Here is a 14047-nt window from a genome sequence, read left to right on the forward strand (position 1 = left end):
AATGGTCAAGGTTAATATAGGCGGTAAGATGACTGATATTAATGAATTTATTCGTGATCGTGAAAAACAGCAAGAGGAAAACAATTTGAAAGGCAATAATATTCTCGAAGTCGATTTGCTGAAATAAATCAGTTAAATTCGGGATTATTATCATTATTAAACCACCACAAATTTTCTTAACTTTATTCTATTAAAAAATTAAATATTTAAAATCATGGAAAATCACAACCTTACCCACGAATTCCCTGAATTAGAAACCAAAATAAATGAACTTAAATTAAAAGACGACGTTTTTAAAAAAATGTATGTGAATTATGAAGAAGTAAACGCTCTTATTCAGCATTATGAAGAAGGTGAACAAAACCACACTACCGATGAGCACTTGACCGATTTGCGTAAAAAAAGAGTTCATCTAAAAGATGATTTGTACTCTTACCTTCATCAGAATTAAATTGATCTTTTCACAGAATACTTTTAAGAGCGGCTTCAACGGTCGCTTTTTTTTGTTATTCTAATTTTCGAAATCTTCATGTTTTCTATTTAAATCATTTATTTTTTAACGTTTTTATTTCAAAGAATAATTACTTTTACATTTCATCTTATTTTTAGTTCAAATTGTTCTCATTCCCTTTTTAAATATGGAGAAACTACCAATTCGGATTTTCAACGAAATCTTTATCAGTTCCAAAATTCAATTAGAAAAACTTTACCAACAGGATCGGCCTGCCATTTTATTTGTAAAAAAAGGAAAAGGACTTATTACCGTTCAAATCAATAAAATAGAACTCAGCGAAAATTCGGTGGTATTGTCTGAAACCAAATCGGTTTTTAAAATCCACTCTCTAAGCGATGATTTTGAAGTACGGGCAATTACTTACACCAATGAATTTGTGGAGAAATTAGGATTGAAACTGAATAAGTTAAAAGTATTTAAACATTTTAAAACCCACATCAACGAATCCGCTCATTTACCTAAAGATGAATTCCAATTACTTTGGAGCCAGTTGAATTTAATGACTGAAATTTTAAATAACCAAGTTCCGTTAACCTATAATGAAGATGTAATTGAGCATTTATTTTCCGCTTTTATTTATTCGCTTTCGAGTTCGCTTTTAAAACAGGAGAAGTTAAAATCGAATATGATGACGCGTCAGGAAGAGATTACGTTTGAGTTTATTAAAAATGTTTTTGAAAATTTCCGGACTGAAAAAACACTGCAGTTTTATGCAGATCAACAGAAATTAACCATACGCCATCTTAGTTCTGTAGTTAAAAGTGTTACCCAAAAAACGGCGAACCAGATTATTTCGGAGTTTGTGATGAACGAGGCGAAAATTTTGTTGAGTACCAGAAAAGACGCCATCCATGAAATTGCTGAAGTACTGAAGTTTTCTGATCCATATTCGTTTTCTCATTTCTTTAAAAAACATGAAGGGATTAGTCCAATCCAATATCGGCTAGAATCTGATCAGTAAAATCCTACATTTGAACATTTTCTTACTTGTTTTAATCATTGTATGAAAATGCTGTGTCCTCTAATTTTGCATAAAAATAAGGACAAATGAATAAACATATTACAATCGCCAGTTTTCTGATTACTTTTTTGTGGGCCGAAAATTTCCAGGCGCAAGAAGTTAAAGAATTGACCATCAGTGAAGCAACAACACTGGCTTTACAAAACCATCCGCAATTAGCGGTCTCTGCTAAAAAGATTGAAATCTCCAGACAAAATACCGAGGTTTCAAAACTGCAGAAACTTCCTTCTATTACGGCTTCTACCAGTCAGTTTTATTTGGGGAATTCTTTAATTATTGATAAAGATTTTTCAAATTCGATGTCGGTTCAATTGCCTCATTATGGCAGTTCATACGGCGTTCAGGCAAGCCAACTGATTTTTAAAGGAGGTCTAATTAATAAATCAATTGAAATTTCTGCTTTGCAGGAACAACTGTCTGAACTCGATTATGAAAAAGATCAGCAAGATGTGAAGTTTCTGGTAATGTCTAACTATCTGGATATTTTTAAAAACATTAATCAAAAAGCGGTTTATCTCAATAACAAAAACTTAGCGGAAGAACGATTAAAGAATATTAAAAAATTCTACGAACAGGGAATGATTACCCGAAATGAAGTCATTCGTGGTGAACTCTCCATCAAGAATATTGATCAGGGAATTTTGGTTTTAAATAACAACCGCAAAGTGTTGAATTACAATTTAAATAATGCGCTGGGTTTACCGGAAAGTACGGAGATCATCCCGATTGAAAATATTGAAAAAGAACAGCCTTTAAATGATTTGAGTTATTACATCAATCTGGCTCAGGAGAATAATCCAAGTCAAAAATATGTAAAAAGAAGCATCGAAATCGCTGATAAAAATCTTGAAATTATTAATACTGAAAAAATGCCGACAATCGCCGGTTTTGGTGGCTATGTTTTGAACAGACCCATAACCAGCACTTCACCGGTAATTGATATGTATTCCGGTGGTTATCAGGTTGGGGTTTCATTGAGTTATAATATCGATAATCTTTTTAAAACGAAAGAGAAGTTACAATTGGGTCAACTTCAAAAAGAACAGGTTGAGAAAACGTACAATCTTGTTGAGCAGAATATAAATATGCAGGTAAATGCCGCCTATATCAAACATCAAAATGCTATGGAAAACCTGGTTATTTTAAAAGAAGCACAAGTATTAGCGAACGAAAACTACAAAATTACGGAAGCGAAATATTTGAATCAACTGGCAGTTCAGGCAGAAATGACGGATGCTCAAAACCAAAAAATTCAGGCAGAACTGGATTATGTAAATGCAGAAATCGATTTGCTTTATCAATACTACAACCTATTGAAAGCGACAGGAACACTTTAATAAAAACTAATAACGACTAAGAAATTATACAATGGAAAATAAGGAAAATACACCAGTTTCAGAAAATACAGAATCAGAAAGTCACAAGGCGACCGCTCCAACAAAAGTAGCGAATCCTGTAACAGAAAAAAAAGTAAGCAAAAACAAATCAAATAAACTACAAAATACGATTGCAAACGCCGTAGTTTTTATCGTCGTGGCTTTCGGATTTTATTGGTTGATCAAAGAATATTTTAATGTAGGTAAGGAAAACTATACCGAATCTGCTCAAGTTCAGGAATTCATAAACCCTATTAATTCGAGGGTTGCAGGTTACATTAAAGAAATTAAATTCAAAGAACACCAGGCTGTTAAAAAAGGGGATACGCTTGTAATTTTAGATGACCGCGAAATTGAAACCCAATTAGCACAAGCCGAAGCCGCTTATCAAAATACATTGGCACAAAGAAATGCGACCAACTCTTCTATCAATACCGTTTCCAGTAATATTTCGGTTTTGGAGAGTAATATTGCCGGACAAAAAGCGAGACTTTGGAACGCAGAACAGAACTTAAAAAGATATCAAAACCTTTTAAACTCAGAAGCCGTAACCAGACAACAGTACGATCAGGTAAAAACGGAATATGACGCTACTAAAGCCTCGTACCAGACATTACTGAACCAACGGAATTCAGCACAACTTTCAACTTCAGAAGTAAAAACCAGAATTGGAATTAATGATGCCGAAATTAAAAGAGCCAAAGCCGCTTTGGATATGGCGCGAATTAATTTGAGTTATGCGATAATCACCGCACCGTATGACGGCGTGATGGGCAGAAGATTAATCGCCGACGGACAATTAATTCAAGGTGGTCAGCAGATTGCAACCATTGTGCTGGACGGTGAAAAATGGGTAACTGCAAACTTCCTGGAAAGTCAAATGCCGGAAATAGAAATTGGTAAAAAAATATTAATGAAAGCCGATGCTTTGGGCGGAAAAGAATTTGAAGGAACAGTGACCGCTATTTCTGCCGCAACAGGTTCCCAGTATTCTAATGTTGCGACCGATAATTCGACAGGGAATTTTGTAAAAGTTCAGCAGAGAATTCCAGTAAGAATCGAATTCACCAACAATAATAAAAAAGAAGATATCGCAAAATTACGCGCCGGTATGAATATGAACGTTACAATAACTCCAACTAAAAAGGAAACCAAATCTAAATAAAATGAGTTATTTCAGAACAATAAAAGTAACCGATGTATAACCAGGGATTATTTAACAGTTGGGTTCCAAAACTGGTTCAACTGCTGCTGATCATTATCTTCATCAGCGTAATTATACCGATTAACGGCGTTTATATTGGTAATGTTTCTGCAATGGTTGGCAGCACAGGAATGCCCTCGGAATATTTTGTGTGGGCCAGTTACGGAAGTACAATCGGAATGGGCGCTGCGATGCCTATCATTTTAAGAATGAAATGGCGATACAAAATTCGCGATAAGGTGACCGTTATTTTTATTCTGATGGCGATCTTAAGTTATGTTAGTGGAACCACAGACCGACCTTTGCTCATAGTCGCCAATTCGGTGATCATGGGTTTTCTAAAAATGATTGTCATGTTGGAGTTTATTATTCCAATTATGTTTATGATTAGTAAAGATGGAAACCGTGGGAAATTTTATTCTGTTTTCTATCCTTTCTCCATTATCATTTCGCAGATTGCCGGGTATTTTTTAGCCCTACTCGCTTTTGACCATAACTGGCAATTCGTTCATATCTTGAGTGCGGTTGTGAGTTTGGCTCTGGCTTTAGTGGCGTGGGTATTTATGCATGATAAATATTTCGGATTCAAAATGCCTTTATATTATATTGACTGGTTGAGTATTTTATTATTCGTTGCTGTATTTATGTTTGGTGCGTATGTTCTCTCTTTTGGAAAGCAATTATACTGGATACATTCGCCTAAAATTATTAGTGCCAGCATTGCATCTTTCGTAAGTTTAATATTATTGGTTGTGCGACAATACACCTTAAAACATCAATACATCTCTTTTAAAATATTTAGAAAGAACAATGTAATTCATGGTTTGATCATGTTGCTGTTTACAGGAATGTTTCTGAGTACGGGTTCCATTCAAAATATATTTACTGTCGGAATTTTAGGATATGATTCTGTTCTCAATGCAAAATTGAATTTATTAATGGTTCCTGGAATTGTGGCTGCAGGAGTTTATATGGCTTACTGGTTTAAAAAAGGTCGAGAGTTGAAGATGTTTATCTTTTTAGGATTTTCTGCAATGTTGGCTTATACCGTTATCATGTATTTTTCTATGGCTTTGCAATTCAATTTCGAAAGATGGATTCTTCCGATGTTATTAAAAGGATTTGGAATGGGGGCGCTCTTTATCGCAGTTTGGTATTACGCCTTAGATAAATTAGAAATGACTCAAATGATGGCAGCCACCGGTTTAGTTCTGGTATGGAGAACCTTCTTTTCTGTCGCAATATTTTCTGCTCTTTTTTCTTGGTTGCAATATCAGTTTCAAATAGAAGCCGTGGGTAATCTGGCCATTTATATGGATGGTAATTCCTTTAGTTTGAACCAAGTCATGGGAAATATGAAAGCCATTCAGTTTAATGCAATCCTCGCGGCTAACAAAAGACTGCTGGGGTACATCTGCATCGCAGGAGTTGGAGTACTCGCCTATATTTTAGCGTACGACTTCGGCGTAGACCGACATAAAGCTTACCGCGGATTTAAAATAACTTCAGAAAGAAGAAAACATAAAGCGAAACTGGAAAGAACACAATTACAAGAAATTGAAGATGCAGCAGGCGCTGTTATTTAGAAAAATCCTTATTTTCTGTTTTTTGAAAGTCCAACCGATTGAATTGATCGTTGGACTTTCTTTTTACATTAATGAAGATAGAGTTGATGAATCACTATTTATAAATGATAATCACGCAAATCTTAGAAAATATTTAGAATCGTACTAAATAAGAAAAATTAAGAAGAAATAACTGCCTGATTGAATAGGACTTCCCTATTCTACTGATGTTTTAAGCATCTGATTGTCAGAGCGAATCTTTTTTAAATTAAATTTTCTGTACATTTTAACATAAAATTTTATTAAATTCAAAAAGTTGTAAAAGTATTTCACGAAAAAAGATTACTTTTGCAGCGTCAAAAAACGAATATGCAAAACATTAGAAATATCGCAATTATTGCGCACGTTGACCACGGTAAAACGACTTTGGTTGACAAAATCATCCACGCAACCACTATCGCCCGCGAAAACCAGGCAGAGACAGGAGACCTAATCATGGACAACAATGATTTGGAGCGTGAAAGAGGAATTACCATTTTGTCTAAAAATATTTCGGTACAGTATAAAGATTACAAGATTAATGTAATCGATACTCCGGGTCACGCCGATTTCGGTGGTGAGGTAGAAAGAGTTTTGAAAATGGCTGACGGAGTTTTACTTTTAGTAGATGCTTTTGAAGGACCAATGCCACAGACTCGTTTCGTATTGCACAAAGCATTAGAATTAGGTCTTAAACCAATCGTGGTTATTAATAAAGTAGACAAACCAAACTGTCGTCCGGAAGAAGTTCACGACAAGGTATTTGATTTATTCTTTAACTTAGAAGCAACTGAAGAGCAATTAGATTTCCCAACATTCTATGGTTCATCAAAACAAGGTTGGTTCAACACGAGTTTAGAGCCTGCAGATGATATTACTCCTTTATTAGATGGTATTATTCAATATGTTCCGGAGCCGGAAACTTTTGAAGGAAGTTTGCAAATGCAGATTACTTCATTAGACTTCTCTTCTTTCTTAGGTCGTATTGCAATCGGAAAAATCAGAAGAAACTCTATCAAAGAAGGTCAGACAATTGGTCTTGCTCAGGAAGATGGTAAAGTAATTAGAGGTAAAGTAAAAGAATTATACGTCTTTGAAGGTCTTGGAAAAAAGAAAGTTCAGGAAGTAAAAGCCGGAGATATCTGTGCAATCGTAGGTTTTGATAAATTCCAGATTGGAGATTCATTTGTGGATCTTGAAAACCCGGAACCATTGCCAAGAACTGCAATCGATGAACCGACTTTGAACATGACGTTCTCGATTAACAACTCTCCTTTCTTCGGAAAAGATGGTAAATATGTAACTTCAAACCACCTGAAAGAAAGGTTGTACAAGGAGTTAGAGAAAAACTTAGCATTAAAAGTTGAACCAACAGATGATGCCAACACTTTCTTGGTATTCGGTCGTGGTATTCTTCACCTTTCTGTTTTGATCGAAACCATGAGAAGAGAAGGTTATGAAATGACGATTGGTCAGCCTCAGGTAATCATCAGAGAAATCGATGGTGTTAAATGTGAGCCTTATGAATCAATGGTTGTTGATGTACCGGATGAATATGCATCTAAAGTAATCGACTTAGCCACGCAGCGTAAAGGTGATTTGCATATCATGGAAACTAAAGGTGAAATGCAACATATGGAATTCGAAATTCCTTCAAGAGGATTAATCGGATTGCGTTCTCAAATGTTGACTGCGACTGCTGGTGAAGCAATTATGGCTCACCGTTTCACAGACTACAAACCTTTCAAAGGTTCAATTCCAGGAAGATCAGTTGGGGTATTAATCAGCAAAGGTCAAGGACCGGCAACTGAATATTCTATCGCAAAATTACAGGACAGAGGTAAATTCTTTGTTGATCCGGGTGAAGAAATTTACGAAGGAATGATCATTGGTGAGCAAAACAAACCAGGAGATTTAGTGGTAAACATCGTTGAAGCAAAACAGTTGAACAACATGCGTGCATCTGGAAAAGATAAAGACGGTAACATTGCTCCAAAACAATTATTCTCACTGGAGGAATGTATGGAATACATCCAAGGTGATGAAGCAATCGAGGTTACACCAAACTTCATCAGAATGCGTAAAAAAATACTTTCAGAAAACGAAAGAAAAAGAATTGAAAGAGGTGCAAAAGGGTAATCCTTAGATCCGATTTAATTATATTGGCATTTGCCAAATTGACAAAAGAGTTCCAAATTTATTTGGGACTCTTTGTTTTTTATTATCTAATTTAGCAGTATTAAAAATCACGTCATGACAATTACAAAAGAGCGATTAATAAAGCAGATTGAAACTTTCCCCGACGAAATTAGTATCGATGAAGTTATAGAACGATTAATTATCATTGAAAAATTAGAAACTAGAATTAAAGAATCTGATAATAATGAAACCATTTCTGAAGAAGATCTGAAAAATGAAATGGCAACATGGTTCGAATAAAATGGTTGAAATATGCTGAATTAGATTTGAAAGAAATTTATGAATTCATTGCACTGGATTCTAAAAGATATGCTCGATTTCAAGTCGAGAAAATTCAAAAGAAAACAGAAATTTTAAAGCAAGGAAATCTTGTTGGAAAAAAAGTCCTTGAAATTAATCATGAAAACGTACGGGAACTTATCGAAGGGGATTATAGAATAATTTATAGAATTATTTCTAATACCGAAATCCATATTCTGCTGGTGCATCATGGAGCGAGAGATTTAAGTGGAAGATTGTAAACATTCAATCCTATATGATTATAAAACCAATAAAAACAGAACAACAATATTTAGAAGCATTAGAAAGATTAGAACAAATTTTTGATGCTAAGGAAAATACGCCAGATGGTGATGAAGCAGAAATTTTGTCTTTACTCATTGATAATTTTGAGAACGAAAACTATGCAATCGAATTGCCGGATCCTACCGAAGCCATCAGAATACGTATGGAGGAAATGGATTTGAAACAGAAAGATATGATAGAAATAATTGGATCTAAAAGTAAAACGTCAGAAGTTTTGAACCGTAAGAAAAGATTGACACTTGATATGATTAGAAACTTACAAGAAAAACTAAATCTATCTGCTTCTCTTTTAATTACAAATTATCCGATTAAAAATTAGAAGAAAAAAGAATTTCTAGTCTTCAATAAAATTAAACAAAAACTTTAAAGTAAAATCTTCTTTAAAGTTTTTTGTATTTAAATCCCAAGCATTAATCACATTCCTTTTTATATATTTGCGACAATCATTTTTAACACTATTAAATTGAATTTCAGCATTTGAAATAAGCAATTTTAATAAGAGTAAACCGTTATTTATTTTCCCTTTAAAATTTATTTATGAAATATTCCTTTGCAAAAGCAACCACGATATTATTTTTAATTCTTTCCCTTTTCATTACTTCTTGTGCGACGAAAAAGCCAGTCGCAAAAACGACTAAGAAACCACCTGTAACGACAAAACCAACTCCGCCGAAAACAATTGTTCAAAAGCCTGAAACGAAATTGAATCTGCCGGAAGTAAATCGTGAATTCCGAGCCGCCTGGATTGCAACCGTGGCCAATATTAACTGGCCAACAAAAAATAATCTTTCAACACAGCAACAAAAAGACGAAGCCATCAAAATTTTGGATATGCTGCAAGATGCCAATTTCAATGCGGTGATTTTTCAGGCTCGTCCGTCTGCTGATGCGATGTACAAAAGTGATTTAGAGCCTTGGTCGTATTTCTTGACTGGCGCTATTGGCAAAGCACCCACTCCATTTTATGACCCCTTAGAATTTTGGATTGAAGAATCCCACAAACGTGGAATGGAACTGCATGTCTGGCTGAATCCTTACCGTGCGCATCACACCACTGGCGGACCAATTACCACTGAATCTATCGTAAAGAAAATGCCGGATCAAATCATCAAACTTCGCAACGGAATGTATTGGATGGATCCATCTGATGAGAAAGTGCAGGATCACACGGCAAAAGTAATTAAGGACTTGGTGAAAAGATATGATATCGATGCTATTCATATTGATGATTATTTTTATCCGTACCGGGAATATAATGGAGGAAAAGATTTCCCGGATAACAGAACCTGGAATGACTACCAAAAACGCGGCGGAAACTTATCCAGAGCAGATTTTAGAAGAGCCAATGTGAATAAATTCATCAAAAGAATTCACGATGAAATCAAAGCCGAAAAAAGTTACGTGAAATTCGGAATCAGTCCATTTGGAATTTGGAAACCTGGTTATCCGGAGGGAATTAAAGGAACCTCACAATATGATGAACTTTTTGCCGATGCCAAATTATGGCTGAACGAAGGTTGGCTGGATTACTTTTCCCCACAACTCTACTGGAAAAATGAGGGTCCACAAAGTTTTACTTCTTTGCTGAAATGGTGGGAAAGCGAAAACACCGAAAAGCGCCATCTTTGGCCGGGACTCAATACCATAGGACTCCGCGATGTTGCCGATCGGCCTGCAGAAATTGTAAGTCAAATTAATGCAACCCGCGCTATTCTGAAAAACGGAGCGGGAGAAATTCATTACAGTGTTGATGGTCTTTCTAAAAGCCCCGCAATGTTGAATGCGGTTAAAAATTCTTACAAAACAAAAGCCTTAATTCCAAAATCACCCTGGATTAAAACATCTGCTTTAGAAAAACCAATTCTTTTTGCTGAAGCCACAGGTAATTCAGTGAATGTAAAATGGAACACTTTAGATAATCAAAAAGTTTTTCAGTGGATTTTATTTGTAAAATACGGAGAAACCTGGGAAACTGAAATTTTAGAAAAAGATATTAATTCTCATAATCTGCCTTTATCTAAGAATGGTAAAAAGTTAAATTATGTTGCGATAAAATCAGTCGATCGATTAGGAAATGAAAGTGATTATGAGGCTAAGAAATTTTAATAAAGATTTTTTCAAAAACAAAGTTTTGCAGAAAAACCATAATCATGAATATTGCAGAACATTCATTGAAGAAATAAATCATTATTCTAAATTTCGTATTCACCAAAAAAAAATCCAGAACTATTCTGGATTTTTTTCTTTGGAAAATAGGCACAAAAAAACTGTTTCACCAATGGTGAAACAGTTTGATACAAAGTATCTAATTATTTAGAAAATTTCTCTTCCTGAGAAGTGAAATTGTGCTTCGATTAAAGCATTCTCGTCTGAATCTGAACCGTGTACAGCATTCTCGCCTACGCTTCTTGCAAACATTTTTCTAATAGTTCCTTCTGCAGCATCTGCTGGATTGGTTGCACCAATTAAAGTACGGAAATCATTTACTGCATTGTCTTTTTCTAAAACTGCTGCAACGATTGGTCCTGAACTCATAAATTCTACCAACTCTCCGTAGAAAGGTCTCTCCGCATGAACTTCATAGAATTTTTTCGCATCTTCATTTGTAAGCTGAGTCAATTTTAAAGCTTTCACTTTAAATCCTGCTTCTGAAATTTTTCCTAAAATAGCACCAATATGACCGTCTGCTACTGCATCTGGTTTGATCATGGTGAATGTAATGTTACCTGACATAAATCTTGTTTTATTGTGGCACAAAAATACAAAAAACTTTCCTATATTTGTAATGAAAATTCTTACAGAGACTAGCCGAATTAATTTGGCATGGAAATTGTAAATTTATTTCCGATTCTCATGTTTAATTTGAGTTTTCATGGTTATTAGTTTTTACCCAGTTTCGGCTGGGTTTTTTTATATCGCAGAATTCTCCTCTGCTTCCTCCATGATTTTTAAGTAAGTAACATAGCGTGTTTCCTCAATTTCTCCTTTTTCAATGGCGTCTAAAACCGCACATTTCGGTTCGTTGATATGCATACAGTTATGAAATTTACAACTTCTACCCGTTTTGAAAATTTCTGGAAAGTAATGTTGAATCTCTTCTTTCTGCACATCAATCATTGCAAATTCCCGAACACCCGGAGTATCGATTACGCTTCCACCAAAGTGCCAAAAATGCATTTGTGCAAAAGTCGTGGTGTGTTTTCCTTTTAAATGCGTTTCAGAAATTTCAGACGTTCTTAAATTCAATTCAGGCTGCATGGCATTCACCAAGGTAGATTTTCCAGATCCAGAATGTCCGAAGAATACCGAGACTTTATCTTTAATTCTATTTTTTAAAACTTCTAGATTCAATTTTGAGTAAGAAGAAATCTCTAAAGTTTCATATCCTATGTTTTGATAAAGTGCTTCTATTTCTGCGGTAAATTCTTTTTCCTCTTCCGAAAGCACATCCATTTTATTAAATAAAATTAATGGTTTAATATTGTATGCTTCACAACATGCCAAAAATCGATCGAGAAAACCATAAGAAGTTTCTGGATGTTTTAAGGTAAAAATAAAACACGCAACATCGATATTTGCAGCGATGATATGCGCTTCTTTCGAAAGATTAACCGCTTTTCTAATGAGGTAATTTCTACGCGGTTCGATTTTAGTAATCCAGGCAACGTCGTCCTGTTCCAATGAGAACTCAACCAAATCCCCTACGGCAAGTGGATTGGTTAATCTTGTTTTTATCAGTTTGAATTTACCCCGAATTCTCGCCTCGAAAAATCTTCCGGTTTCATGTTCTAAAACCTGGTACCAACTTCCGGTGGATTTTGTAATGAGTCCTTTCACGAATTATTATTGAGGAAAATTAATTTTAAAAATACACATTAAATACTGTTCTGAACTTCAATTGATTCTTCGTGAATTGCCTTGAAAACTTTTTCTATAAACTCCGCAGACATTCCAGATTCATCAGCTTTTTGAATAGCGTATTCGGTAATCACTTTCCATCTTTCTGGTTGGAAAATTGCGATATTATTGTCTTTTTTCAAACTTCCGATTTTCTCAGAAATTTTCATTCTTTGAGATAATAACTCGATTAACTGAAAATCCAGATCAGAAATTAAAGTTCGGTGTCTGCCCATTTCTCCGTCAAAAGCAGAAATATCAGAATTTCTAACCTGTAGATTTTGTAATAAATCAGCCAAAGTTTCTGGCGTAATTTGTTGTGCAGCATCGCTCCACGCATCATCCGGTGAACAATGGGTTTCAATCATCATTCCTTCATAACCAACATTCAACGCTTCCTGCGCAATTCCTGCCAAGCCAGTTCTGTTCCCACAAATATGAGAAGGATCTACCAACATCGGAATATTTGGATATTGATTTTTAAAATCCAAAGCAATCTGCCAGTTTGGAATATTTCTATATTTTGTTTTTTGATAGGTTGAAAAACCTCTGTGAAGAACTCCTAAATTTTTCACATCTTGTCCTAGTAATCTTTCTAAAGCACCGATCCACAAAGCCAAATCTGGATTTACTGGATTTTTTACCAATACTGGTTTATCAGTTCCTTTTAGGGCTTCTGCAATTTCTTGTACTGTAAAAGGATTCACAGTCGAACGAGCACCAATCCATAAGATATCAACATCTGCTTCTAAAGCAGCCGCAACATGATGTGCATTTGCAACTTCGGTAGCCGTTTTAAATCCATACTCTTCTTTTACTTTTTTCAACCAGTTTAAACCGATTACACCTACTCCTTCAAAACCGTTAGGTTTGGTTCGTGGCTTCCAAATTCCTGCACGGAAAATTGGGACATCGGCGTTTGATTCTTTTATTCTTTTTGCGGTTTCTAGCATTTGTGCTTCGCTTTCAGCACTGCAAGGTCCGGCAATAATTAAAGGATTGGAAAATTCTTTAATCCAATTGTTTTCTAAATTCTGTAAGTTCATTATAGTAGGTGAGAAAATTTAATTTTAATTAAAATCCAGTTTAAAGAGATCATCGAGTTCTTTAAGGACCGGATTTATTTCGGCAAATTTATCGAAAATCTTTCGTTTGGTGATGATTTCTTTTTTCATCGAAAGATCTGCCCGATATTCTATGTTAATATTGTAATTATTGACTATGTGCATAAAATGATTGAAGAAATCTGATCTTATTTTATCGAACTCAACTTTCGCTGACTCTGATGGGTAAGTGATTTCGACAATATCTTCATTTTTCTTCTGCAGTTTAAAGGAGTTGATGGCATTATAAATTATAATATCTTTCTGCTGAAGTTCCTTTAAGTATTTATGCCACTCGCTCTGTAAATCAGTTTCGCTGAAATGCTGACTTGGCAAATCTTTCTTAGTGCCGTCAATCACTTTCTCCTGTTCTTCCTCTGTTTTTTCTAAAGCCGCACTGATGCTGAATGGTGAAGGTTTTTTTACAATACCAATCGGTGCAGTAGTTTTAAGAACTACTTTTTTAATTTCTTCGGGAATTTCGTTGGAGACTTCTTTCGGTGCCTGTTTAGTAACTGCGGGAGTTACCATTACTTGAGAACTA

15 protein-coding genes are annotated in these 14047 nt (G+C 35.0%); 11 read left to right on the forward strand and 4 right to left on the reverse strand.

Annotated elements, in window-relative coordinates:
• The first annotated feature begins 1 nt into the window (after position 1).
• From PUH65_RS08255 to PUH65_RS08305, 11 genes are all read left to right on the forward strand, one after another.
• Positions 2-127 carry a hypothetical protein gene (locus tag PUH65_RS08255; protein WP_305532410.1) on the forward strand — a complete coding sequence of 42 codons (126 nt, stop codon included), beginning with the start codon at positions 2-4 and terminating at the stop codon, positions 125-127.
• A gap of 87 nt (positions 128-214) precedes the next feature.
• Positions 215-451 carry a YdcH family protein gene (locus PUH65_RS08260; RefSeq protein WP_305519468.1) on the forward strand — a complete coding sequence of 79 codons (237 nt, stop codon included), beginning with the start codon at positions 215-217 and terminating at the stop codon, positions 449-451.
• 187 nt (positions 452-638) lie between these two features.
• Positions 639-1475, forward strand: coding sequence for an AraC family transcriptional regulator (locus tag PUH65_RS08265; RefSeq protein ID WP_305519469.1), 837 nt, complete (start codon positions 639-641; stop codon positions 1473-1475).
• Between the two features lie 86 nt (positions 1476-1561).
• A complete protein-coding gene (locus PUH65_RS08270) occupies positions 1562-2872 on the forward strand; it encodes a TolC family protein (RefSeq protein ID WP_305519470.1) in 1311 nt (436 codons plus the stop codon).
• A 31-nt stretch (positions 2873-2903) separates the two neighbouring features.
• Positions 2904-4076, forward strand: coding sequence for an HlyD family secretion protein (locus PUH65_RS08275; RefSeq protein WP_305519471.1), 1173 nt, complete (start codon positions 2904-2906; stop codon positions 4074-4076).
• A gap of 32 nt (positions 4077-4108) precedes the next feature.
• Positions 4109-5701, forward strand: a complete 1593-nt coding sequence (locus PUH65_RS08280) for an MFS transporter (protein WP_305519472.1) — start codon at positions 4109-4111, stop codon at positions 5699-5701.
• A gap of 348 nt (positions 5702-6049) precedes the next feature.
• Positions 6050-7858, forward strand: coding sequence for a translational GTPase TypA (gene typA / locus PUH65_RS08285; protein ID WP_305519473.1), 1809 nt, complete (start codon positions 6050-6052; stop codon positions 7856-7858).
• Positions 7859-7972: 114 nt separating this feature from the next.
• A complete protein-coding gene (locus tag PUH65_RS08290; RefSeq protein ID WP_305519474.1) occupies positions 7973-8158 on the forward strand; it encodes a hypothetical protein in 186 nt (61 codons plus the stop codon).
• On the forward strand, positions 8146-8439 hold the full coding sequence (locus PUH65_RS08295; RefSeq protein WP_305519478.1) for a type II toxin-antitoxin system RelE/ParE family toxin: 294 nt from the start codon (positions 8146-8148) through the stop codon (positions 8437-8439). Before PUH65_RS08290 ends, PUH65_RS08295 begins: the two co-directional genes overlap by 13 nt.
• Before the next feature lie 14 nt (positions 8440-8453).
• The gene (locus PUH65_RS08300) at positions 8454-8822 is read left to right on the forward strand and encodes a type II toxin-antitoxin system HigA family antitoxin (protein ID WP_305519479.1); all 369 of its coding nucleotides are present in this window, start codon (positions 8454-8456) and stop codon (positions 8820-8822) included.
• Between the two features lie 218 nt (positions 8823-9040).
• Positions 9041-10609 carry a glycoside hydrolase family 10 protein gene (locus PUH65_RS08305; protein ID WP_305519480.1) on the forward strand — a complete coding sequence of 523 codons (1569 nt, stop codon included), beginning with the start codon at positions 9041-9043 and terminating at the stop codon, positions 10607-10609.
• Between the two features lie 207 nt (positions 10610-10816).
• Here the strand turns inward: PUH65_RS08305 and PUH65_RS08310 are convergent, their stop codons facing one another.
• The 4 genes from PUH65_RS08310 to PUH65_RS08325 form a co-directional block, all read right to left on the reverse strand.
• Positions 10817-11236: a nucleoside-diphosphate kinase gene (locus PUH65_RS08310; RefSeq protein ID WP_305519481.1), complete on the reverse strand. Its 420-nt coding sequence runs from the start codon at positions 11234-11236 to the stop codon at positions 10817-10819.
• Positions 11237-11413: 177 nt separating this feature from the next.
• Positions 11414-12340: a ribosome small subunit-dependent GTPase A gene (rsgA, locus tag PUH65_RS08315; RefSeq protein WP_305519482.1), complete on the reverse strand. Its 927-nt coding sequence runs from the start codon at positions 12338-12340 to the stop codon at positions 11414-11416.
• A gap of 38 nt (positions 12341-12378) precedes the next feature.
• Positions 12379-13446, reverse strand: coding sequence for a chorismate mutase (locus PUH65_RS08320; protein ID WP_305519483.1), 1068 nt, complete (start codon positions 13444-13446; stop codon positions 12379-12381).
• Between the two features lie 24 nt (positions 13447-13470).
• Positions 13471-14034: a hypothetical protein gene (locus tag PUH65_RS08325; RefSeq protein WP_305519484.1), complete on the reverse strand. Its 564-nt coding sequence runs from the start codon at positions 14032-14034 to the stop codon at positions 13471-13473.
• Between the last annotated feature and the right edge of the window lie 13 nt (positions 14035-14047).

It is taken from the genome of Kaistella sp. SH40-3, assembly GCF_030686865.1.
Lineage (GTDB): Bacteria > Bacteroidota > Bacteroidia > Flavobacteriales > Weeksellaceae > Kaistella.